Below are 23,363 nucleotides of genomic sequence, written 5' to 3'. Positions count from 1 at the left end.
TGATACGCCGTATGACGAAGGCGGGCAAACGCGAGAGGCCCCTCGTCAGCCGATGAGCTCCGCCCTCAGCGAACCGGTGGGCGAACCGCCGCCCGGCGACCACTCGGCGGCGCCGACGACCGCGTCGAACAGCTCGGTCAGCAGCGGCGCGAGTGCGGCCAGTGCCGTGGTGAAGCTGAGGAGGACGACCGCGGCGCTGCCCGGCACGGTCAGCCAGTAGTCGGCGATCGCGACCGGCGCATCGCGGTCGTCGGCGGGGGGATCGAGCCGGCGCTCGGTGCGCAGCACCAGGCCGTCGCCCTTCTCGAACGCCGCGCCGCCGGCCGCGGCGAAGCGGTCCCAGTGCGCGCCGGCCTCCCCCGGTGACAGCACCCGCACCAGCTCGTCGGCGACGGCCGCCGGATCGTCGACGGCGCCGAGCGGAAGGCCGGGGCGGTACTCGGCGACGGAGGAGGCGAACGCGAGCCCGCCGGGAGCCGCGAGCGACAGGTGGTACTGCGTCGCGCCGGCGTCGCGGGCGCGCCGTGCCGCCTCGGCGAGGCGATCGCGCTGCCGCGCCCGGAAGGTCGCCTGATCGTCGCGGCGGCCGTAGTGCGCTCGCACGAGTGCCGCGACGGCGTCGGTGATCGACGCGTCGTCGCCGAGCGGAAGCTCCTGCCAGGTGCCGGGCAGCACGAGGCGGAGCGCGGGGGACGCCGCGCTCATCGTGCGGCGACGGCGGCCAGCTCGTCGGCCGTGAGCGACAGGTTCGACCCGAGATACGAGCCTTCCGCGAAGGGGATGCGGTCGCGGTACAGGGAGAGGGTGTCGATGATGAGCTCCCCCGTCTCGTCGGGTGCCGACAGCTCGAAGTCGTACGTCCGGTAGTCCCCCGGGTCCGCCGCGACGATCCGGACGCTCGCATCGATCACGTCGCCGACGGCGGCCAGGCCGTCCTCGTCCACGGTGATCTGCACGAGCGCTCCATAGGAGTCGGGGGTGCCGGTGTTGAACGCGCCGACGGCGGCCTCCTCGACCCCCGGGATCTCCTCGATCGCCGCGGCCACAGCCTGCTTGTCCATGTCAGCTCCCTCTCCGGGTCCCGCATTCGGCGTGCCGTCGGGCGACGGTGCGGCCGTCGGCCCCGTGCAGGCGGCCAGCAGCATCCCGCACGTGAGCGCGAGCGCCGTCACGATGATCCGCCTGCGCATGCCGTCCGCCTTCCTGATGCCTGCTCCCATCCTGCCAACTGCCGGGCGCATCCTCAGTCGCCTCGCGTGTAGGCGTAGTCGGTCGAGCCGATGGGGTTGCCGTCCTCGTCGTGCTTGGCGGGCGTCCCGAAGTAGTCGGACACCTGGACGCCGCCGGGCGCGTCGGGGTCGTCGGCCAGGAAATCGCGGCCCGCCTGGCTGCCGCCGGCGGTCACCTGCGAGTTGACCGTCTCCTGGTACTTCTTCGCGTTGTGACCGAGGTCGTCCGACGGATCGACGGGCACGTCGATCTTGTAGCGGTTCGGATCGTCGGAGTGATCGGGCAGATACGGGTTCTCGGTGCGCGGCACGGGGTCGGTCGTGTGCGAGACGTCGAGCACGCGGGTCGTGTGCGGGATGTCGAGATCGTCGACGGAGGAGCCGGCCACGACGATCGCATCCACCTGATAGGTGCTGTTGAACGCCGGGTCGGCGGCGAGGTTCCCGGCGGTGATGCCCCCGAGGCTCCAGCCGGCGAGCATGACGTGGTCGCCCGGCTGGATGCCGGCGCGCTGCATGGCGTCGATGACCATCTTCTCGAGCTGCGTCTGCTGGGCCTGGTTCATCTTCGCCACGACATCGCTCGTCACGTCGTTGCCGCTCGTGCCGCCCGGGGTCCACTGCTGGGTAGACGGGATGTGGACCCGGTAGATGATCTCGCCGTCGGGTCCCACGAAGGGAATGATGCGGACGACGGACTCGTGGTTGGTCGCGTCGTCGTCGGGGTCGAGGTGGCCGGCGTCGTCGATGGCGATGAGGTCGTTGAAGAGGGTGTCCAGCGACTCGTGGCGGCGGCGGCGGTGACTCTCGGCGTCGACGAAGTCGGGCGTTCCGGTCTCCTGCAGCGAGGCGAGGGCGATGACGGCCCACAGCTCGGGGAAAGCCGTCAGCAGCGCCGGGATCGCCGCCTGCACCAGCGCCTGGACGGGGTCCATGCCCCGCAGCAGGTTGACCGCGAACAGCCAGGCGAAGCCCGTGACGAAGACGAACAGTCCGATGAGCACGCGGGCGACGACGATCGCGAGCAGGACGAGAGCGGCGACGACGAGTCCGAGCACGACGAGGGCGGCGACCATCAGGACGACGAGCGCGGCGGCCACGAGGAGCACGAGCACGGCGAACGCGACGAGTGCGAGCACCAGCACCGCGAGGATCGCGAGCCCCAGCAGCACGATCGCCGCGATCACCGCGAGCACCGCGACGATGAGGGTCGCGATCGCGTTCAGCACGGCGACGATCGCGTCGACGATCGCCTCGAGGGCATCGGCGAGGAAGTCGACGAGGTCGTGGAACACGCCGCCGACGTCGTCCCAGAACGAGTCGTTGAGGTCGCTCCCCTCGACGACGTCGTGGATGCGGCCGATGGCGGCGCGGGCGGCGCGATCGCGATCGGCGACGGCGTCGTCGTAGCGCCGGCGCGCGGCTGCCGCGGCGGCGTCGGCGTCGGCCGCGTCTCCTCCGGCCGACCGCAGCAGGCGGTCCAGGCTCGTCAGGTCGCCGGCCCCCTCCCCGTCGGAGGCGAGGAGGGTGGTGCGCTCGGCGCGCAGCGTGCGCTCGCGGCGCTGGGCGGCGCCCAGGTCCGCGGTCGCGGCGTCGTGATCGGCGATCGCCCGCACGGCCCGCTCCTGGGCGTCGGCCAGGGCGGTGGCGTAGTCCAGGAGCGCTTCGCCGGTCTCGCCGTAGCGGCTCTCGGCGGCGTGCACCTCGTCGGCCAGGTGGGCGGCGTCGGTGCGCACCCGATCGATGGCGACGCTGACCATGGCGCCCGGGCGGGCGATGTCCTGGAGGGTCGCGACGGCGACGCGGATGGCGGTCGCGGTCTCGCGATAGCGCTGCCCCGTGCTGCGGAGGACCACCGGGTCGCCGTCGAGCGGATCCATCAGCGGCTCCCGATCGAGGATCCGAGGTCGCGGTCGACCTGCTCGAACGCGTCGTGGATGTCGCTCAGCACACCGGCCAGGGTGCCGAGCGCCTCGGCCATGCCGCGGCGGCGGTCGTCCCAGGTGCTGGCGAAGCGCCGGACGGTCTCGGCGAGGTCGGCGTGACCGCAGGCGTCGGCGGCCTGCCGCGACGAGTCGTCGGACGACTCGAAGGTGCGCCGGATGCTCTGGGCGCGACCGGCCGTACCGGCGATCTCGCCGAGGTCGAGCTTCACCATGTCGGTCATCGGATGCCTCGCAGGGGAGTCGGAACGAGAGAGCGCCGCGGGATGTGCGGCGCGGACGGCGGTCGCGGCGGCCCGCGCCCCGCGGAGCGCAGGGGCACGACCGCCGCGACCGGAAGCCGTCAGTTGCCGGCGAGTGCCTGGTCGGTGTCCTTGATGGCCTGCTGCATCTTGCGGAGCGACTCGCCCATGTCGCTGATGCCCTCGATCGCCTTCTCCAGACCGGTCGTCAGCTCGTTGTAGCCCTCACCGAACTTCCCCGACGCGTGCTGCGTCTTGAAGTCATCGCCCAGCAGACGGTCCACATCGCTCTTCAGCCGACGCAGGATGTCGCCGATCTCCTCACGACCCGAGTCGAGCTTGCCCGACATCGCTTCCATCTCACCGTACGAAGCCTTGAAATCAGCCATCGATCCATCTCCCTCTCAGAAACACCGGACCTCCCGGCACTGACCAGGCTACGAAAGCCACCCCCATCGGCCAATGGGGAGAACTCCCCGATCCGCGGCGGTGGGCGAGGACGCGCTCACCTCACTGCGGCGGCGTCTCGACCCACCGCATGGTGCCCATGATGAGGTCGCCGATCTCCACGAGCGTCTCCACCAGAGCGTGCGCCTGCGGGTCGTCGGCGGCGAGCGCTGTGAAGTGGAAGTGGAGCGCGCGGCGCGATCCCTCCTCCGCGGTCGGCACGAGGTAATGCGAGGACCGCCCCACCATGACGGCGCCGTCGTCGCCGGTGCGCTCCGCACTGCGCCACACCCACATGGGCGTCTCGGTGAAGTCGGCGTCGGCCACGGCCGCGCCGCGCGCGATGCGCGGGAGGGACATCTCCCACGTCGTGGTCCCGGGGAGCACGAAGGGCGAGACGAGCATGACCGCGGGCAGCGGGATGCCGTCGGCCAGCGGCGCGAGGTAGGCCTGGAACGCGCCCGACTCGCGCACGGCGGCGCGGTAGCGGGCGAGCATGCCGCGGAACGAGATGATGAGGTCGGGTCGCCCGGCGGCCTTCAGCTGCGCCAGCGCCGGCGCGGTCAGGGCGTCGTCGGCGAGAGCGGCGGCGGGCAGGCGCCGCCACCCGGGCGGGCATAGGAGCGTGTACGGCGTGGCGGTCGTGACGGGAGCACCAGCCAGCTCCTCGCGCAGCGAGTTCATCGTCGACGTTCCTTCCACTCCGGGGGCGCGGTCCTGCGAAGCGCGGCGCGCTCCTCGCGCTCGGTGATGTAGCGCGTGGTGCGGAGCTTGGCGAGGACGGCCGCGCGGGCCTGCTCCAGTCCCCCGCGGTCGGCCGTCAGGGCCGCCGGGCCGGCGGCCGCCCACCAGGCGTCGAGGGCCGCCAGCACGTCGGGGGCGTCCGCCTCGTCGAGGAGGTCGCGCGTGAGGCGGCCAGGGCCGGACGGCGGGCCGCTGCGGTCGGCGCGCCGCGCCCGCCGCCAGAGGACGAGCGCGGTGGCCCCGGCGACGACGAACAGCAGGAGGCCCGCGATGACCGGGAAGGGCTGATGGCGGTCCACCTCGTCCCAGCGCAGGATGACGACGGATGCCGCGAACAGCAGCCAGAGGAGACCGAAGAAGAGGTGGATGCGCGCCGGGAGGTGACCTCCCCACAGCGACCCGTTCGCCCGCACCGGCTCGAGCCAGACGAAAAGGCCGGCCGACAGCACCGCCAGCACCCCCGCCAGCAGCGCGCCCTCCTGGAGCGTGAAGGCGGCGCCGCCCGTGCGCGGCGAGATGGCGATGACGGCCACGGCCGCGGCGCCGAGCAGGAAGGCGACGACCAGGAGCACCCGATGTACCGTGGTGGCGGACCGCACCACCGGCGCATCGGGCTGCCGCCGCGCGTTGGCGGCGCGCACAGCTGCCGCCCGGGCTGCCTCCCGGTCCCGCGCCGCACCCGGCGTCGATGCGAGCACCGCCACCCGCCACGCGTCCTCGACGGCCGACTCGGCGTCGCGGTAGTCGGCGTCCTCGACGAGGGCGTCGATGCGGTCGAGCACCCTCCCCGGCGGCGCGCTCATCGGATGGCCAGCTCGGCAGGATCGACCGCGGCGAAGAGCGCATCGCCGTCGGCGAGACGGCTCTCGAGCTGGTTCACGTCGAAGTCGGTCGAGACGGCGTAGACGACCCAGCCGCCGGCGGCGCCGATCCATTCCGCCTTCGGGACGAGCACCGGCTCCGCGTCCGGCGCGGGCAGGGTCGCCTGGATGCTCAGGCGCCGCACGGCCGTCGGCATCGCCGCCGCGGCGACGGGTTCGACCACGGGCGGCACGACCGTGAAGCCGGGGTCGGGCAGGAGGTCGGCGGGCTCGGCTCCGTCGTCGTCACGGGCCTGCACGAACAGGTCGACGAACCCGGTGGGCGCACCGTCGGACGGGTAGTGCCAGAAGCGGAGCGAGACGTGCGCCGCGGGGAAGAGCGCGATCGCCAGGGCCTCGGCGGCGACGGCCTCGCGCAGCGCCTCCGCGTCGGGACGTCCGCGCGTCGCCTCATCGGCGAGCCACCCCGACCACTCCCCGGCGTCGGCCCAGGGCGTGCCGGCGTAGTCGAGCGGGATGTGGATCCAGCGGTCGGCGTCGTAGGCGACGCTCATCGGGGTTCCGGGCATGCTTCCATCCTGTCGCGGCACGGCGACGCCGGTGGGCGGTCGGGCAGTTGGGGGATCGCCGGTCAGCCTATCGACCGGCGAAGGGGTTCGGGACGACGTCGGGCAGGTCCGGGAGGGGCACTCCGGCGCCCTGGAGGGACTGGTACCCGCCGTAGCCGAGGTTCCACACATTGGTCCCCTGCATCAGCGCGCCGGGACCGTCCACGCCGGCCAGCCAGTTGCGCGTCGCGTTGCCCGCGCGGCCCCCGGGCCACGCCGAGGCCAGGCGCTCGGCCATCGTGGCCGCCTGGCCGTCGAGCTGGGTGCCACCCTGCCGGATGGCGTTCCACGCGTTCCGTCCCCAGCTGTTCTGGATCCCGCGGAAGAAGTCGTCGGCGATGCCGGCGGCGCGCGCCTCCCGGGCGGCACGACCGCCGTAGCGCCCGCCGGCGCCCGCGATGCTCCGCAGGTCGTAGGCGACCGCGTTGCGTCCGGCGCTGAGCGTTCCGCGGGTCGCGCCCCCGAGGCCGGCGGCCGCCCGGAGCGACCCCAGCACGCCCTGGCCGCCCTTGAGCGCCTTGCCGAAGGCGCCGAGGAAGGGCACGACCCCGATGAGGTCGAAGACGATGTCGGTCATGCTGACCCGCTTCGAGCCGGCGATCATCATCGTCAGGTGGGCCGCGAGGGCGACGAAGCTGGCGATCGCCGCGATGGCCAGCAGGACGCCGGCGATCGGGCCGGAGATGATGATCGCGGCGATGACGGCGATCGTGCCGATGACGGTCGCGACCGTGGCCAGGCCGTCGAGCAGATCCTCCCACCAGGTGTCGTCGATGCCCGAGGCCTCGCACGCGTTCTCGACGCCGGTGACAGCCGCCTCATAGGCCTTCTCCCACTCGTCGTAGCCGGTCTCGAAGGACTCCCAGAGGTCCTCCAGCGCCCCGTCGGCGGTGCGGGCGGCGGTCCGGGCGGTCGAGACGCCCGAGGCCGCGGCCTGCCGGTCCGCCTCGGTCGGCTCGTCCTCCCACGGCCAGGTGTGGTCGAGGTCGTCGGAGGCGTTCTGCGCGCGGCGGAGCTCGTCCGCGGCCTCCTGCGCGGCCTGGTGCGCGTCGCGGATCGGCTGCACGAGCGGGTCGACGGTCGTGCGCTGAGCCTTTCGCAGGGCCGTCGCGTAGGTGACGAGCACCGGACCGGTGCCGCTGTAGCGCGAGGCCACCTTGTGCAGCTCGCCCGCGAGCTCGCCGGCCGACTCGCGGATGGCGTCGAGTCCCTCGGCGGTGTACTTGGTGCTCGCGGCGAGCTTGTCGAGCTCGTCGGCCGTCCACTCCATCTGCGTGCCGATGCGCGTGTAGCGGTGGCCGGCCGCGGAGATCGTCCCGGGCGTGCCCTCGATGGTCTGCAGCACGAAGTGCCGGGTCGGGGAGGTCAGGTGTCCGAACGTCATGGCGATCCTCCGTCAGCCTTCGTCGCTGGCCAGGTTGCGGTCGAGCTCTTCGATGTCGGCGATGAAGTCCGACAGGTGGGTGTGCACGTTGTCGAGCGACTCCTGGACGACCTCGCGATTGCCGTTCCAGCCCGACTCGAAGTCGCCGACCCGGCTCCGCAGGCGGCCGTCGCCCGTCGGACGGCCCACCGCGTCCTCCACGTCGTCGGTCGCCCCGCCGAGCTCCTCGAACTCCCTCACGAAGCGTCCGAGCCGTTCGGTCATCAGCTTCAGATCGTCGAGGTCGACGTCGATCCCGTCACCCGCCATGGCGCTCTCCCCTCACGCGCTCGTCCGTGCCCGGCGACCTCGGCCGCCGGGCACGCGAATCGGTCGATCAGTTGCCGGCGAGTGCCTGGTCGGTGTCCTTGATGGCCTGCTGCATCTTGCGGAGCGACTCGCCCATGTCGCTGATGCCCTCGATCGCCTTCTCCAGACCGGTCGTCAGCTCGTTGTAGCCCTCACCGAACTTCCCCGACGCGTGCTGCGTCTTGAAGTCATCGCCCAGCAGACGGTCCACATCGCTCTTCAGCCGGCGCAGGATGTCGCCGATCTCCTCACGACCCGAGTCGAGCTTGCCCGACATCGCTTCCATCTCACCGTACGAAGCCTTGAAATCAGCCATCGATCCATCTCCCTCTCAGAAACACCGGACCTCCCGGCACTGACCAGGCTACGAAAGCCACCCCCATCGGCCAATGGGGAGAACTCCCCGATCCCCGTGCCGCGTCGCGCCGCGCGCCGCAGATGCGAAAGAACGCCCGGCGGTCCCCCGCCGAGCGTCCTCCACGTCGCGCCGTCAGTTGCCGGCGAGCGCCTGGTCGGTGTCCTTGATCGCCTGCTGCATCTTGCGGAGCGACTCGCCCATGTCGCTGATGCCCTCGATCGCCTTCTCCAGACCGGTCGTCAGCTCGTTGTAGCCCTCACCGAACTTCCCCGACGCGTGCTGCGTCTTGAAGTCATCGCCCAGCAGACGGTCCACATCGCTCTTCAGCCGACGCAGGACGTCGCCGATCTCCTCACGACCCGAGTCGAGCTTGCCCGACATCGCTTCCATCTCACCGTACGAAGCCTTGAAATCAGCCATGGTTCCTCCTCGGAAATCTCCGCCGGTCTCTCCGGCGCTCTCAGACTACGAAACGACGGCCGCCGGGACGATGGGGAGAACTCCCCGATGTCCGCGCCGCTCAGTCCGCCAGCGGCAGCTGCACGGTCACGAAGCGGCCGTTCTCGACGAACAGACCGCGGCCCGGCGGGAACTCGTGGCGCTGCACCTTCGGGAAGGGGACCTTGAAGAGCGACTCGCCGTCGTAGCTCTCGGGGCGCAGCGCGATGCCGTGGCGTCCCGCCTTGAGCTCGCCGATGAGGCCGTAGCCGCTGGAGAGCTGCGTGACGTCGCCGTCGGCGATCAGGAAGTGATCGCTGCGGTTGATCGCCTGGAACAGCTCCTTCAGCGGCCGCTCGGCATCGGTGTCGCCGAACTCGGTCACGTTCTCGACGACGATGAGGATCCGCGTCGGAATGGACTCGTCGGCCACGACGTCCTTGAGCTCCTTCGCCAGTGCTCGGACGTCCTCGATGCCCGTCGCCGCGCGGCGCCACGGCCGCAGGTCGCGCAGCGCCGCGCGGCGCCCGCCGATGTGGAACAGCTCGACCTGGGGATCGAACCTCTCCACGGCGCCGACGATCGCACGCAGCGCCGTGGTCTTCCCGGACTGCGGCGGGCCGGCGACGACGAATGTGCCGACCGGCTCGAAGCCCTTGGGCCCGAGCGTGTCGTCGCCCACACCCAGCACCGGCATGTCGTCGATGCGGTCGGGCAGCGACGACGGCTCGAGCTCGGTGGGAAGCGACCCGATGTTGCGCGCCTCGACGGCGCCGCGGGCGCGCAGATCCCGGGCGAACTCCGCGCTCGCGGCGTTCTGCTCGGCGACGTTGGTCGTGCCCCCGATCACGGCGATCTGGGTCTCGAGCCCGTCGACGATGGCACGGCCGGGCACGCTCCGCTCGCTGAGCACGTCCTTGGGAACCCCGAGGATCGCGTACGCGCCTTCGTCCGACATGCGCAGCACGATGCGCTTCGTCACGTTGGCGCTGACGGCCGTGGGCACGGCGCCGTAGCGGTCGGCGGTCGCGACGACGTGGATGCCCAGGGGCCGGCCTTCGCCGAGGATCCGCATGAAGATCGCGTAGAAGGGCGCCCGCGCCGAGACCGTCTCCCAGTCCTGCTTGAAGACGCCGAAGCCGTCCAGCAGCAGGAGGATGCGCGGCTCGTCGCGGTCCCCCGTGATCGTGCGGTACTCGCTGAGGGTGGCCGCGCCGGCCTCGGAGAAGCGCTTGGCACGGTCGTCGAGCATGCTGCGGAGGGTGCGGAGCAGTCGCTGGACCCGCTCGACGTCGTCGCCGGAGACGACGGAGCCGACGTGGGGCATCACCTCGAGCGAGCGCAGCGCGCCGGTGCCGAAGTCGATGCCGTACACCGCCGCGCGACCGGCCTCGGGGCGTGCGCCGGCGGCGATGCCGATCGAGCGCAGGGCCACGGACTTGCCCGCGCCGCTCGTGCCGTACACCAGCAGGTGCCCGTCGGTGTCGGGCAGGAAGGAGACCGCCTCCTGCAGCTGGCGCTGGGGGATGTCGGCGAGGCCGAGCGGGATGCGGCCGTCGCCCTCGAGGGGGAGCTCGCGGAGGTCGATCGTCGTCGCGAGGTCGTCGAGCCACGGGCGGCGAGGGGCAGGAAGACCCGCCTCGCGCGTGGCCGCCACGAGGTTCGCCACGAGCCGCTTCTGATCGTTCGGGCCGAGGTCCTCGTCGTGGGTGTCGGACTCCTGACGGTCCTCCTCGCGCTCCCAGAGGGTGACCGAGCCGAACCGCAGCTCCGCCACGCGCACCTGCGCGCGGTCGGGCTCGTCGGTGGTCCAGCCGCCGGCATAGGCCGACTGGAACGGGACGAGGCGGCCGGGACCGGTCTTGGCGATGCCGCGACCGGGGATCGAGGGGTCGAACGTGGACGCGACGACATCGCCGACGACGTCGTTGGAGTCCGCGGCGTCGGCCATCCGCAGCGCGACCCGCAGGTTCGTGTTCGCGCGCAGGTTGTCCTTGATGACGCCGGCGGGGCGCTGGGTGGCCATGATCAGGTGGATCCCGAGCGACCGGCCGCGCTGGGCGATGTCGACGACGCCGTCCACGAACTCGGGCACCTCCGTGGCCAGCGCCGCGAACTCGTCGATCACGAGGACGAGGGCGGGCGGGGTGTCGGGGTCCTGCCGCTTCTCGAGCTCGAGGAGGTCCTTCGCCTTCTTGCGGTTGAAGAGATGCTCCCGGTGGTGCAGCTCGGCGCGCAGGCTCGTGAGCGCCCGGCGCACGAGGTGAGGGCTGAGGTCGGTCACGAGGCCCACGCAGTGCGGCAGCTCGACGCAGTCGGCGAAGGCCGACCCGCCCTTGTAGTCGACGAACAGGAACGTCACCCGGTCGGGGCTGTACTCGGCGGCCATGCCGAGCACCCACGCCTGGAGGAACTCGCTCTTGCCCGAGCCGGTGGTCCCGCCCACGAGGGCGTGCGGGCCCTGGGTGCGCAGGTCGAGCGACATCGCGTCGGGACTCCCCTGGCCGATGTAGGCCTTCAGCGTGCCGGCGCGCTTGAGCCGCGGCCGCGGGGTGCGCGAGCGGTCCACGATCGACGCGTTCTGCCGCCACCGCTCCAGGACCGCCGAGGTCTCGGCGGCGCGGTCGGTGCCCACCAGGCGCAGCAGCGAGACGCTCTGCGGCAGGTCGGACGAGTCGGGCGCGACGGAGCTGGAATCGACCACCGGGGCCAGGCGCTTGGCGAAGTGCTCCGCGTACTCCCGCGAGACGCCCTCGACCCGGACGTCGTCGATCCGCTCCCCCGCGCGCACCCAGCCGACCGACGCGTCGTCGAGGCCGCCGGTGACGTCGAGGTAGGTCCGGCAGGCGGCCGGGAGGGACTCGACGGTGGGGGCGACGAAGATCGTGTACACCCCGGCGTCCGGGCCTCGCTCGATCAGCTGGGTCAGGCGCGCACGATCGACGGGCGCGTCATTGGTGACGATGAGGACGAGCGCGACGTCACCCGCCGTCTTCGAGGCCTGTCCGGGCCGCTCGCCGACGTGCTTGCCCGCCTCCATCGACATGTCCGCCGTCGCCAGCGGACCGCGATGCGAGGGCGATCCCGACAGCCGCTCGAGGATGGCCTCCTCGAGCGCGTTCAGCAGGACCGTGCCCGCGGACTGGCTGTCCGCCAGCGCGATCTCGGCGAACGGCGACTGCGGGCTCGTCGTGTGCGGGAGCCACTTCATCCACTCGACGTCCGGCGTCCAGGCGGGATCGACGATCGCCGCCGTGATGACCTCGTTGGGCGCGTGGAGCCCGAACAGCTGCACGCTGAGGCCCCGCAGCACATCGCCCACCGGCTGCCGGGGGCCCGCGAGGCCGATCGCGCCGGCGGAGGGCAGCAGCTCGATCAGGGGCACGTCGTCGATGCGCGCGAAGCGCTGGCCGACGGCGGTCACCTGGTCGGCGTACTGCGCGATGCCGCGCTGGTCGTTGACCTCCTTGATCGTGTTGCGGCTGGCCGCCGTGCCCGATCCCAGTCTCAGCGAGAGGAAGTTCCAGTGCTCGGGGCGCCGCGTCCACATCAGCGGACCGAGGCGCATCGCCTGTTCGTAGATCGTCGCGGTCGGCGGGGCCTCCTCGCGCCGGCGCTCGCGCTCGACGATCTCCTCCGCCGCCATCGCGTCTTCCAGCTCGTCCAGCTGACGCTCGAAGGTCTCGATCTCCTGACGCAGCTTCTTGCCCTGCTGCGTGCGCTGACCGATGAAGTTGCCGAGCATCATCAGCGGCGCCATGACGATGATGAGCAGCGACGAGGAGCGCCCGGTGAAGCCGAACATCGCGAATCCGAGCAGCACGGGCGCGGCGATCATCGGCCACGGGAAGATGCGCGGATCGGCCTCGGCGGGGATCACCGGGTGCCGGTGCTCCTTGCCGGGGTAGCGCTTCTCGACGCGCGGCGAGCGGTTGAACAGCAGCGTGCCGCCCCGCTCGAGCACCCGGTCGTCGTCGACACCCGGCGCCGACTCGGTCTTGACGAACGTGACGTCGGTCGAGCCGATCGTGATGACCTGGCCCGGGAGCACGCGCACGCGCTGGACGAGCCCGCCGTCCACGAGGAGGCCGTTCGCGGAGTTCAGGTCGATGACCTCGATCTCCTGGTCGATCTCGATGCGCGCGTGGCGCTTGGAGACCTGCGGGTCGGACAGCACGACGTGGGCCGGCTCGGTGCGGCCGATGATCGTGGTCCCCCGCGTCAGCGGCACCACCCGGCCGGCCTCGGGGCCGTTGAGGATCTGCAGGACCGCGGCGGTCTCGCCGCCGGAGGCGTACGCCTCGACCGTTGCCGGCACCACCGACGCGTCGAAGCCCGAGCCGACGGGCGCGTCGCCGAGCAGAGCCGTCGGATCGAGCTGCACCGGCTCGCCGGCGGGCGGGGCGACCAGCAGCGTCGGGGTGACCGACGGCGACAGGCGCGCGGGGTCCACGAGCGAGCGGGCGACGTCCTCGACGGTGGCCGTGGCGTCGGCCGTGACGATGACGTCGACCGGCGGGGCGGCCTCGCGACGCAGGGCGAGCTTGATCTTCATGCGCCGAGTCCTCCATAACGCACCTGGAACATCCGGCCGCCGACACGGACGACGGTGCCGTGGGCGACCGCCACGCGGGTGCCCGCCGGCAGTGGCGAGTCGGACCCGTCGGCGCCGACGACCGCGGTGCCGTTGCTCGACCCCTGGTCGAGCAGCCACACGGTGCCCTCCTCGACGCCGAACGCCAGGTGCGTCTTCGACAGGAGGAGCTGGGGGTCCTCGAGGGTCAGCAGGACGTCGGCGGCCCGGCCGGCCGGCGCCTCCGGCATCCGCCCGATCAGTCCGTACGAGGGCACGATCACCGTCGAGCCGTCCTCGAAGACGAGGAACGGCGCCGCCGGGTCGGCGACCTCGGCCACCGGCGGCGGCGCGACGTCGGGGCGCTCGCTCCAGGTCTGCCGCGACACCCCCACGATGCCCGCGCGGGAGCGGCGCTCCTCGAGCCGCGGCCGCTCGCCCGTCGCCACGGTCGCCAGCGACGGGAGGTGCTCGGAGATGTCGCGGTCCGGCGCCTCCAGCGCGCGGCGCGCGCGCCGCAGCTGCGAGGCATCGAACGGATCGATGCCGGCGCGCACGTCGAGCAGCCAGCAGCCGGCGACCTTGTCGAGGACGCTGCGGCCGCGACGGTCCCACAGGTTCGAGGTGAGCAGGACCAGGGGACCGATGACGGGGACGATGCCCGACACGCCGAGCACGAGGGCGCGCAGCACGATGCGCCAGAATCCGGGCCGGGTGAAGTCGTCGACCCTGACCGAGCGCAGCCGCATGGACGCCTTGCCGACGGTCACTCCGCGCCGGCCGTGGAGGAGGAGCTGCACGATGCCGAAGACCACCGGCAGTGCCGCACCCACGATCACCAGCACGGTCGTCACGACGGGGGTGTCGATCATGTACCCGATGAGCGCCGGCGATGCCAGCACCGCCAGCACGAGCAGGTCGATCACGAACGCCCAGGTGCGCACGCCGGGCGCTGCGGGGACCATGCCGAGCCGCTCGCCGAGATCTCCGGGGTCGGTGATCGTCGGGGCGGCGTCCGCGCGGACGTCGTCGGTCATCGATGCTCCTCGGGGGGCGGGCGACGGTCCGTCGCCAGGGGTCTCAGTCGTGCTGGAGGTGGAACTCTTCGTCGCCGAGGAAGAACCGCTCCCCCGCCTCGAGCTCGGTGCCGGGCTCGACCTCGACCTCCTCGCCCATGAGGGTGCGCACCAGCACCCCGTTGGTCGAGCCGAGGTCGGTCACGAGCCACTTCTCGCCGCGCAGCTCCAGGCGGGCGTGGGTCTTGGACACTGTGCGCGCGTCGTCCTGCACCGCGATCAGCTGCGCCTGCGGGAACGACGGATCGGCGGCCGGCCGGCGCCCGAGCACGACGACGTCGGCCGTGAGCGGCACCGGCGACGAGCTGGCCGGGACCAGCTGCCACGTGATCTTCTTGCGCCTCACCATCACCGTCTGGTCGGTCTCGTCCTCGTCGGGGAGGCCGTCGTCGAAGACGGCGGAGGCAGGAGCGGCATCGGGGAGGTCGGAGTGCTGCTGCGCGCGCTGCTGGGCCGCCACCGACGATCGCGCCGACAGCGGGGTGCCCGCGATCGGCGACCCCACCACGGCGGAGACCTCGCCCGAGAGCTCGGGGAAGGCGTCATCCGCCTCGGCGCGGGCGGCCGCCCGCGAGGGCAGCGGCGTCTCGATGGGCGCCGTCACCGGCATCCGGGTGACCGGCTCCGCATCGTCGGAGCGGCGGCCCGGGACGAAGGAGATGAGCCCGGGGACCTCGTCGGCCGGGGCGGGCGGCGTGACCTGCGCCCCCTCGGGGGCCGAGGCCCGGCGGGGGCCGGCCGTGGCGGCCGCGCTGGGCGGGAAGGGCGACGGCGAGACGGCGGACACGTCGTCGATCTCGGACGGCCAGGCGGCCACGTCGGGCTCGGCGTCGTCGGCCGATCCCCGCGAGGCGGCGCCGGGCTGCGGCGGGGCCCAGCCGGCGGGCACGGGGGCCGGCGGGACGACCGGCTGCGCGGCGAGCGGGTCGGCGGCGGCGAACGCGGCCGGGGGCGCGGGCGGCGCGGCGGGGAAGGAGGTCGGCACCGGCGGCACGGGAGGGAATCCGGCAGCGGCGCCCGGGACCGCGGCGGCGTACGCGGCGCTGGTCGGCGGAAGCGGCGGGCGCGGCGGGGCCGGCGGCATGCCCGCGGACGACGGCGGAGCCGAGGCGGGGGCGACCGACGGGCGCGCTCCGCGCCACGGGGCCGGACCGAATCCCAGGATGCTCGCCCACACTACGAACAGGAGCGCGGACAGCACGGTCATGCCGGTGCCGTACCCGAACCCGGGGTTGATGCGGTGAGCGGAGATCACCAGCAGCACCAGCACGATGACCGGTCCGGCGATGGGCACGAGCAGCAGGAGGATCAGCAGCGGCGAGAACCCGCCCCACTTCAGGACCGTGGCCTGATTGAGCAGCGGCACCCAGCCCTTCCAGGCCTCCTCGCCCATCTTGCGGAACATCGCGGAGAGCGCGAGCGACATCCACACGTAGAGGGCGATACCGATGACGAAGGCCAGCAGACCCACCAGGGGCGCCAGCGAAGTGTCGATCGTGTCGCTCATGCCCTCCACCTTATGGGGCGCTCCGCGCGATCCACGCCTGGATTTCGGGGCGGTGCGTCGGCTGCCGCACCGTCAGAGCTCGGGAAGCCCTGGCTCCGCTCCGGGGTCGAAGGGCGCGTCGAGCGACTTGGTGAGCTCGTCCAGCATGGCCGCGATCTGCGGCTCGACGTACTCCCCGACGGCCGCCTGGATGCGCAGGCGGTGATGGAGCAGGATCGTGCACACCTCGCGGCCGACCATGTTGGCGTAGTCGTCGGCGAGGCCGACCTCCTGCCGGAGCGCCGCCTTCGCGTCGTCGGACAGCGGCGGGAGGGCCGGGATGTCGGCGTTCTCCTCGTCGGCGAGGCCGGAGATCGTGAAGAGGAACGGGGCGCCGGGGACGGGCTCCGGATCGAGCGGAAGCCCCTCGAACTCGGGGTCGAGGCCCTCGGCCGGACGGTAGCTGCGGGCGCGATTGCGCGCCGCCTGCTGATCGAGCTCCGCCTGGAGCATCGGCAGGTTCCGCGACGTGTACTCCGCCACGGCGTGATCGACGATGGTCTTGATCCGGGTCGACAGGCCGTGCTGCACGCCGTGCGGCACGTCGGCGCCCAGACCGGCCGCCGACAGCACCGGGGAGCCGAAGCAGCGCCGGCACGGAGCCACGCGGCCGCGGTGCGTGGCCGGCTCCCACCGGGGCAGCCACTTCAGCCAGGCGTCCACCGCCTGGCTGACCTGGGTCTCGATCGACCGCTCCACGCGCACCATTGTCCCCTGTCGGGGCGTCTCGCGCGGGATTTGCGGTCGCCTGCGCGCGGCGGGGGCTCCGGCGGAGGTCAGGCGTCCTCGTCCTCGCCCTCCCAGGGCCAGCGCGGGCGGGAGGCGCGGGTGCGGACGAGTGCGACCGCGGCCCAGGCGCAGACGAAGGCGGATGCCAGCAGCACCGCCGCGAAGGGACTGATCGCGAAGCCACCCGCGGCCGCCGCGGCACGGGCAGGATCGGTGCCCACCACGATCGCTCCGAGCCACACTCCGGCCAGGTGCGCCAGGAGCACGGCCGGGATCACGGCGGCCGTGGCTCCGTACGCGGGACGCGCCGATCGGACGATCAGCCACGTCACCGCGACGAACGCCGCGGTAGCCGCGACGACGCCGGCCGCCCCCGGAAGCGCACCGAGCCCCGGCACCGCGATCACCTCGGTGTCGGTCACCAGGCTCGTGAGCCCGAAGCCCGCGATCACCAGCGCCACGAATCCCGCGGTGCCGTAGGCGAGCGCGGCGAGCGGACGCACCGGACCCGGCGCGGCCGGACCCGGCGAGGAGGTCATCGGGATGCCGGTGCGCTCACAGCCGGTGCAGCTGCGGGCCCGCCTCGAGCGTGCGCTCGTACTCGCGCTGTGCCTCGTTGTTCAGCTCGGTCACCCGGGCACCGCGCGCGGCCACCCAGGCGCCGAACCAGATCGTGATCTCGCGACCGAGGATGAAGGCGACGATGGCCAGCGGCGCGAGCAGCTGGTCCTCGACGAGAGCGGAGCCCTGGCTCGCCGTGAGCGTCCAGAACGGCGCCTCGAACAGCTGGCCCAGCAGGTGTCCGCCGTACGAGACGGCGCCGACGAGCAGGCCCAGCACGACCCACTGGCCCCAGCGTCCGCGGTTGATGATCGCGCCGAGCACCCAGAAGCCCAGGAAGAAGACGGCGACCGGCACCCAGAACCACCACGAGGTGACGGCGTCGGTCAGCTGCTGAGCGAGGTTGCCCGCGGTGACGTCTCCGGCGGCGGCGCCCAGACCGAGCGAGGCGGCGAGGTACAGCAGGGCGAACACGAGGGCGGCCAGCAGGCCGATCGCGCCGGCGGCGCCGCGGTTGCCGCGGGGGCGGGGGGCCTCGGGAGCCTGCACGAAGATCGGCTGCGGAGCCGGCTCGGCGGGGGCGGGCGCGGCCACCACGGCGGGCTCGGCACGCTCGGTGACCGGCTCGCTCGGGGTGATCACCGCGGTGCGGTCGGCGGAGGTGTCGGCGGGCGCGGCGGCGACGGTGGTCTCGGGCTCCGGCTCGGGGCCGGCCGCCTCGATGTAGGAGAGGTCGTGGTGCGCCGCGGCGAGCTCCTCGGGAGCCACGGCGTCGCGGGAGGCGGCCTCCGCCTCCGCGAGGCCCTCGTTGGCACGGCCGACGACGTCGTCCACGTGCGTGGCCTCATCAGCGGGCGTCGGCTGCTCTGCGGGCTCGCCGGTACGGGGATCGCTCATGTGCGGTGTGCTCCTCACGCGGAGGCGCGTGCCACCGCTCGACTGTGAGCGTAACCCGCGGCATCCGCGACGGCGCGAAGGCGTGCCGACGTGTCTGCACCCTCGACGGTCCCCGTGTGCGTATCGTGTGCGAATGCTCCCGCACACCGCAGCCTCCCGCCCCGCCACCCGCCGACGCGCGCGGGCGGGCGCGATCGCGGCGGCCGCCGCCGCGGCGTCGATCCTCCTGGCCGCGTGCACCGGCTCCCCCGCCCCGACGCCGCCGCCCAGCGCGGCCCCGACGCCGAGCGCGTCGGCGACGCCGACGCCGACGGGACCGGTGCTCGCCGACTTCCCGTTCGGACCCTCCACGTCGACGACGCCGCTGCCGGACGACTGCCGCGCGATCCTCACCGACAGCGTGCTGGCCGAGCTCGAGGGGGTGCCGCTGAACGCTCCCGGCATGGGTGGCGGCATCCGTCCCGACAGCAGCCGCGTGTGCGCGTGGGGCGAGCCCGGCGCAGCGGGCACGTGGCTGGTCACCGTGATCGGGTTCGCCCCGTACCGCGAGGCGACCGACGCACTGTTCGCACTCGGCAACGAGGGATACACCTGCTACGAGCCCGACGAGGGCGTGCGCTGCGAGCGCACGTGGGAGCACGAGACCCTCCCCGTCACGCAGGGACGGACGCTCTACTACCGCGACGGCATCATCGTCGACACGCAGTACTCGAACCTCGCGCCGACCGGCTACACGAACGCGATCATCGCGGCCATGTGGCCGAGCGACGGCATCCGCCCCACGCCCACGCCCTGACGTCCCGGCACCCGGGACGCCCGGACGCGGCTCAGTCGGTCCAGACCCGGTCGGCGATCCGCTCCGCGTAGCCGGCGGGCTGCCAGCCGTCCTGCACGCTCGAGAGCCAGACCCCGCGCCCGGCCTCGATCGTCTCCCGCGCGCCGTCCTCGCCCTCGCGGATGCAGCGGGTGCGATCGTCGACGGCGTCGCACGCGAAGCCCAGTGCCGGCAGCGCCGTGCGGGCGATCGCGCCGGCATCGGCGGGGACGTCGGCGAGCGTCGTCGAGATGGCACCCTCGGCCGAGGTCCAGGAGCAGGTGAACCGGACCTGCGGCGATAGCGCATCGAGAAGCCCCGATGCAGAGGACTCCGGGGCGTCCGTCGACGGAGTGAGCACGGCGTCGGGGGTCCACACGAGCGCGGTCCACAGCGCGTCGGCGTAGAGGTCGCGGCACTCGCCCATCTCGCCGGAGGACGCCTCGTACCCGTCGCCGGCGGCGGGGACCGACGTCGGCGGGTTCAGCTGGTCGCCGACGAACTGGACCGTGCCCGGCAGCAGGGGCGCCGCGATCCACGCCAGAGCGCCCACGACCGCGACGCAGGCGAGACCCACCACCCACGCCAGGGACGTGCTCCTGCCGCCGACTCGTGCCATGCCCCCACGGTACGGCGGAAACGGCGGAAGCCCCGCAGGACATGCGTCCTGCGGGGCTTCCGTGACTCCGTCAGTGAGCGGTGCTCACGACTGCGTCAGTTGTAGGTGCCGGGCGTGAAGTCGTCCGTCGAGAAGCTGTCGAAGTCGACGTAGCTCAGGTCGGCGTCGCTGTACGCGCCGTCCGAGGCGAAGATGCGGTTGGGGTACCGCTCGCTCTTGGCCTCCTCCGTCGCCTCGACGGCGACGTTGCGGTACTTCGCAAGTCCCGTTCCGGCGGGGATGAGCTTTCCGATGATGACGTTCTCCTTGAGGCCGACGAGCGGGTCGCTCTTGCCCTCCATGGCCGCCTGCGTGAGCACGCGGGTCGTCTCCTGGAACGAGGCCGCGGACAGCCACGACTCGGTCGCGAGCGACGCCTTCGTGATACCCATGAGCTCCGGGCGACCGGACGCGGGGCGCTTGCCCTCTGCCACGGCCTCGCGGTTGATGCTCTGGTACTTCTTGAAGTCGACGAGCTCACCCGGCAGCAGCGTGGTGTCGCCGTGGTCGACCACGGTGACCTTCCGCAGCATCTGCCGGACGATGACCTCGATGTGCTTGTCGTGGATCGGCACACCCTGCGAGCGGTACACGCCCTGCACGCCGCCGACGAGGTACTTCTGCACCTCGCGGGCACCCTGCACGCGCATGACCTCCTTGGGGTCGAGCGTTCCGACGAGGATCGGCTGGCCGACCGTGACGCGCTGACCGTCCTCGACCAGGAGCGTCGCGCGCTTCAGGACCGGGTAGACGTGCGGCTCGTCGCCGTTGTCGGGCGTCAGGATGACCTTCTTGGCCTTGTCGGTCTCGTCGATCTTGACGACACCGTCGGCCTCGGCGATCGGGGAGGCACCCTTCGGGGTGCGCGCCTCGAACAGCTCCTGGACGCGGGGCAGACCCTGGGTGATGTCGTCGGCGGAGGCCGAACCACCCGTGTGGAAGGTACGCATCGTCAGCTGCGTGCCGGGCTCACCGATCGACTGGGCCGCGATGATGCCGACGGCCTCGCCGATGTCGACGAGCTTGCCGGTGGCGAGCGAACGTCCGTAGCACTTCGCGCAGACGCCGACGGCCGAGTCGCAGGTCAGCACCGAGCGCACCTTGATGGTCTCGACACCGCCCTCGACCAGCTTGTCGATGAGCACGTCGCCCACGTCGTCGCCGGCCTCGGCCAGCACCGTGCCCGAGGGGTCGACCACGTCGGCCGCGAGCGTGCGGGCGAACACCGAGTTCTCGACGTTGGCGTCACGCACGAGCGTGCCGTCGGCGCCGGGCGCGGCGATGGTGAACTCCAGGCCCTTCGAGGTGCCGCAGTCGTCCTCGCGGATGATGACGTCCTGCGAGACGTCGACGAGTCGACGCGTCAGGTACCCCGAGTCGGCGGTACGGAGGGCCGTGTCGGCCAGACCCTTGCGGGCACCGTGCGTCGCGATGAAGTACTCCGCCACCGACAGACCCTCGCGGTACGAGGAGATGATCGGACGGGGGATGATCTCACCCTTGGGGTTGTTCACCAGGCCTCGCATACCCGCGATGTTGCGGATCTGCAGCCAGTTACCACGGGCACCCGAGCTCACCATGCGGTTGATGGTGTTCTCGGCCGGGAAGTTGTCGCGCATCGCCTTCTGGACGGCGTCGGTCGCCTCGGTCCAGATCTTGATGAGCTCCTGGCGACGCTCGGCGTCGGTCGTGAGACCCTTCTCGAACTGCGCCTGGACCTTCGCGGCCTGCTTCTCGTAGCCCGCGACGATCTCGCCCTTGTTCGGGGGCGTCAGGATGTCGGACAGCGCCACCGTGACACCCGAGCGGGTGGCCCAGTAGAAGCCGGCGTCCTTGATCCGGTCCAGCGATGCCGCGACCTCGACCTTGGGGTACTCCTCGGCCAGCTTGTTGACGATCTGCGACAGCTTGCCCTTGTCGGCCTGGCCCCGCACGAACGGGTAGCCCTTCGGGAGCGTGTCGTTGAAGATCGCCTGGCCGAGCGAGGCGTCCACGAGACCGTGGCGCTCGTAGCCCTCGGGGGCTTCGCCCTCGAGGAACGCGAGACCCGGGATGCGGATGCGGACCTTGGCCTGCAGGTCGAGGGTGCCCTCGTCCTTGGCCAGGATCGCCTCGCCCACCGAGCCGAACACGCGACCCTCGCCGGCAGCACCCTCGATGACCGTGGTCAGGTGGTGCAGGCCGATGATCATGTCCTGCGAGGGCAGGGTGACCGGGCGGCCGTCGGACGGCTTGAGGATGTTGTTCGACGCGAGCATGAGCACGCGGGCCTCGGCCTGGGCCTCGACCGACAGCGGCAGGTGGACGGCCATCTGGTCACCGTCGAAGTCGGCGTTGAACGCCGCGCAGACGAGCGGGTGGAGCTGGATGGCCTTGCCCTCGACGAGCTGCGGCTCGAACGCCTGGATGCCCAGACGGTGCAGCGTGGGCGCACGGTTGAGCAGCACGGGACGCTCGCGGATGATCTCCTCGAGCACGTCCCAGACCTCGGGACGGGTGCGCTCGACGGCGCGCTTGGCCGCCTTGATGTTCTGCGAGTGACCGAGGTCGATCAGGCGCTTGATCACGAAGGGCTTGAACAGCTCGAGCGCCATCTGCTTGGGCAGACCGCACTGGTGGAGCTTGAGCTGCGGGCCCACGATGATGACCGAACGGCCCGAGTAGTCCACGCGCTTGCCGAGCAGGTTCTGACGGAAGCGTCCCTGCTTGCCCTTGAGCATGTCGGACAGCGACTTGAGCGCACGGTTGCCCGTACCGGTGACGGGGCGACCGCGGCGACCGTTGTCGAACAGCGCGTCGACGGCCTCCTGGAGCATCCGCTTCTCGTTGTTGACGATGATCTCGGGGGCACCGAGGTCGATCAGGCGACGGAGGCGGTTGTTGCGGTTGATCACGCGGCGGTACAGGTCGTTCAGGTCGCTCGTGGCGAAGCGGCCACCGTCGAGCTGGACCATCGGGCGCAGCTCCGGCGGGATCACCGGGACGACGTCGAGGACCATGGCGGCGGGGCTCATGCCCGTCGACAGGAACGAGTTGACGACCTTGAGGCGCTTGATCGCGCGGATCTTGCGCTGGCCCTTGCCCTCCGAGATCTGCAGGTGCAGGCTCTCGGCCTCGGCGGCCAGGTCGAACGCCTGCAGGCGGCGCTGGATCGACTCCGCACCCATGTAGGCCTCGAAGTACTGGCCGAAGCGGTCCTGGAGCTCGTGGAAGACGTCGTCCTCCTGCTTGAGCTGACCCACCTCGAGCGTGCGGAACTCCTCCCACATGCGCTCGAGCTTGGCGATCTGCTCGTCCGAGTTCTTGCGGATGCCGGCCATGTCCTTCTCGGCGGCGTCCTTGACCTTCTTCTTCTGGTCGGCCTTGGCGCCTTCCTCCTCGAGGGCGGCGAGCTCCTCCTCCAGCTTGGCCAGACGCGCCGCCACGCGGGCGTCGCGGCGGTCGCCGAGGTTCTTGATCTCGAGGCGCAGGTTGGCCTCGTGGGTCGGCAGGTCGCGGTGGCGGGCGTCCTCGTCGACCGAGATCACCATGTAGGCGGCGAAGTAGATGACCTTCTCGAGGTCCTTCGGCGCCATGTCCAGCAGGTAGCCCAGGCGCGAGGGCACGCCCTTGAAGTACCAGATGTGGGTGACGGGGGCGGCGAGCTCGATGTGGCCCATGCGCTCACGACGGACGGAGGACTTGGTGACCTCCACGCCGCAGCGCTCGCAGACGATGCCCTTGAAGCGGACGCGCTTGTACTTTCCGCAGGCGCACTCCCAGTCGCGGGAGGGCCCGAAGATCTGCTCGCCGAAGAGGCCGTCCTTCTCCGGCTTCAGCGTGCGGTAGTTGATGGTTTCGGGCTTCTTGACCTCGCCGTAGGACCACCGACGGATGTCGTCGGCGGTGGCCAGGCCAATACGAAGCTGATCGAAGGTGTGTGACTCGAGCACTTATTCTCCTGTGTC

At 72.0% G+C, this 23,363-nt stretch carries 21 protein-coding genes; 1 reads left to right on the top strand and 20 read right to left on the bottom strand.

What is annotated here, in order from left to right:
* Positions 1-45: 45 nt before the first annotated feature.
* From ACPWUT_RS02255 to ACPWUT_RS02170, 18 genes are all read right to left on the bottom strand, one after another.
* Positions 46-705 carry a hypothetical protein gene (locus ACPWUT_RS02255; RefSeq protein WP_425840200.1) on the bottom strand — a complete coding sequence of 220 codons (660 nt, stop codon included), beginning with the start codon at positions 703-705 and terminating at the stop codon, positions 46-48.
* Positions 702-1,190, bottom strand: coding sequence for a hypothetical protein (locus tag ACPWUT_RS02250; protein ID WP_284530179.1), 489 nt, complete (start codon positions 1,188-1,190; stop codon positions 702-704). The genes ACPWUT_RS02255 and ACPWUT_RS02250 overlap by 4 nt, the downstream gene beginning before the upstream one ends.
* Positions 1,191-1,243: 53 nt before the next feature.
* Positions 1,244-3,109: a hypothetical protein gene (locus ACPWUT_RS02245; protein WP_425840197.1), complete on the bottom strand. Its 1,866-nt coding sequence runs from the start codon at positions 3,107-3,109 to the stop codon at positions 1,244-1,246.
* The gene (locus tag ACPWUT_RS02240) at positions 3,109-3,396 is read right to left on the bottom strand and encodes a hypothetical protein (protein ID WP_284530176.1); all 288 of its coding nucleotides are present in this window, start codon (positions 3,394-3,396) and stop codon (positions 3,109-3,111) included. Before ACPWUT_RS02240 ends, ACPWUT_RS02245 begins: the two co-directional genes overlap by 1 nt.
* Before the next feature lie 119 nt (positions 3,397-3,515).
* Entirely contained in the window at positions 3,516-3,803 is a 288-nt protein-coding gene (locus ACPWUT_RS02235) for a WXG100 family type VII secretion target (protein ID WP_144807092.1), read from the bottom strand.
* A 121-nt stretch (positions 3,804-3,924) separates the two neighbouring features.
* On the bottom strand, positions 3,925-4,545 hold the full coding sequence (locus ACPWUT_RS02230) for a hypothetical protein (protein WP_284528800.1): 621 nt from the start codon (positions 4,543-4,545) through the stop codon (positions 3,925-3,927).
* Entirely contained in the window at positions 4,542-5,408 is an 867-nt protein-coding gene (locus tag ACPWUT_RS02225; protein ID WP_425840193.1) for a hypothetical protein, read from the bottom strand. The genes ACPWUT_RS02230 and ACPWUT_RS02225 overlap by 4 nt, the downstream gene beginning before the upstream one ends.
* Entirely contained in the window at positions 5,405-5,995 is a 591-nt protein-coding gene (locus tag ACPWUT_RS02220) for a hypothetical protein (RefSeq protein ID WP_425840190.1), read from the bottom strand. Before ACPWUT_RS02220 ends, ACPWUT_RS02225 begins: the two co-directional genes overlap by 4 nt.
* 67 nt (positions 5,996-6,062) lie before the next feature.
* Positions 6,063-7,418, bottom strand: coding sequence for a hypothetical protein (locus ACPWUT_RS02215; protein ID WP_284528797.1), 1,356 nt, complete (start codon positions 7,416-7,418; stop codon positions 6,063-6,065).
* A 12-nt stretch (positions 7,419-7,430) separates the two neighbouring features.
* Positions 7,431-7,727, bottom strand: a complete 297-nt coding sequence (locus ACPWUT_RS02210) for a hypothetical protein (RefSeq protein ID WP_284528796.1) — start codon at positions 7,725-7,727, stop codon at positions 7,431-7,433.
* 67 nt (positions 7,728-7,794) lie between these two features.
* Positions 7,795-8,082 (bottom strand): WXG100 family type VII secretion target, encoded by a 288-nt coding sequence (locus tag ACPWUT_RS02205; protein WP_144807092.1) that lies wholly within the window; start codon positions 8,080-8,082, stop codon positions 7,795-7,797.
* A 174-nt stretch (positions 8,083-8,256) separates the two neighbouring features.
* Positions 8,257-8,544, bottom strand: coding sequence for a WXG100 family type VII secretion target (locus ACPWUT_RS02200; protein WP_194414517.1), 288 nt, complete (start codon positions 8,542-8,544; stop codon positions 8,257-8,259).
* Between the two features lie 100 nt (positions 8,545-8,644).
* A complete protein-coding gene (locus ACPWUT_RS02195; RefSeq protein ID WP_284528795.1) occupies positions 8,645-13,117 on the bottom strand; it encodes an FtsK/SpoIIIE domain-containing protein in 4,473 nt (1,490 codons plus the stop codon).
* Positions 13,114-14,172, bottom strand: coding sequence for an RDD family protein (locus ACPWUT_RS02190; protein ID WP_425840183.1), 1,059 nt, complete (start codon positions 14,170-14,172; stop codon positions 13,114-13,116). The genes ACPWUT_RS02195 and ACPWUT_RS02190 overlap by 4 nt, the downstream gene beginning before the upstream one ends.
* 43 nt (positions 14,173-14,215) lie before the next feature.
* The gene (locus ACPWUT_RS02185) at positions 14,216-15,718 is read right to left on the bottom strand and encodes an FHA domain-containing protein (RefSeq protein ID WP_425840180.1); all 1,503 of its coding nucleotides are present in this window, start codon (positions 15,716-15,718) and stop codon (positions 14,216-14,218) included.
* Positions 15,719-15,790: 72 nt separating this feature from the next.
* The gene (locus ACPWUT_RS02180; RefSeq protein ID WP_284528792.1) at positions 15,791-16,456 is read right to left on the bottom strand and encodes a spermidine/putrescine ABC transporter substrate-binding protein; all 666 of its coding nucleotides are present in this window, start codon (positions 16,454-16,456) and stop codon (positions 15,791-15,793) included.
* Between the two features lie 77 nt (positions 16,457-16,533).
* The gene (locus tag ACPWUT_RS02175; RefSeq protein WP_425840178.1) at positions 16,534-17,025 is read right to left on the bottom strand and encodes a DUF6121 family protein; all 492 of its coding nucleotides are present in this window, start codon (positions 17,023-17,025) and stop codon (positions 16,534-16,536) included.
* Positions 17,026-17,041: 16 nt separating this feature from the next.
* A complete protein-coding gene (locus tag ACPWUT_RS02170) occupies positions 17,042-17,944 on the bottom strand; it encodes an ABC transporter (RefSeq protein WP_284528790.1) in 903 nt (300 codons plus the stop codon).
* 133 nt (positions 17,945-18,077) lie between these two features.
* Between ACPWUT_RS02170 and ACPWUT_RS02165 the strand changes: the two genes are divergently transcribed.
* Positions 18,078-18,740 (top strand): hypothetical protein, encoded by a 663-nt coding sequence (locus ACPWUT_RS02165; protein WP_425840175.1) that lies wholly within the window; start codon positions 18,078-18,080, stop codon positions 18,738-18,740.
* 31 nt (positions 18,741-18,771) lie between these two features.
* On the opposite strand, the gene ACPWUT_RS02160 is transcribed toward ACPWUT_RS02165, so the two are convergent.
* Positions 18,772-19,377, bottom strand: a complete 606-nt coding sequence (locus tag ACPWUT_RS02160; RefSeq protein WP_425840172.1) for a hypothetical protein — start codon at positions 19,375-19,377, stop codon at positions 18,772-18,774.
* 95 nt (positions 19,378-19,472) lie between these two features.
* The gene (gene rpoC, locus ACPWUT_RS02155; RefSeq protein ID WP_284528787.1) at positions 19,473-23,348 is read right to left on the bottom strand and encodes a DNA-directed RNA polymerase subunit beta'; all 3,876 of its coding nucleotides are present in this window, start codon (positions 23,346-23,348) and stop codon (positions 19,473-19,475) included.
* Between the last annotated feature and the right edge of the window lie 15 nt (positions 23,349-23,363).

Origin of the sequence: Microbacterium sp. PA5, assembly GCF_049860775.1 — a bacterium.
Classification (GTDB): Bacteria; Actinomycetota; Actinomycetes; order Actinomycetales; family Microbacteriaceae; genus Microbacterium.
Note: the sequence above shows the minus strand (reverse complement) of the source record. Positions and strands in the feature narration are given on the sequence as shown.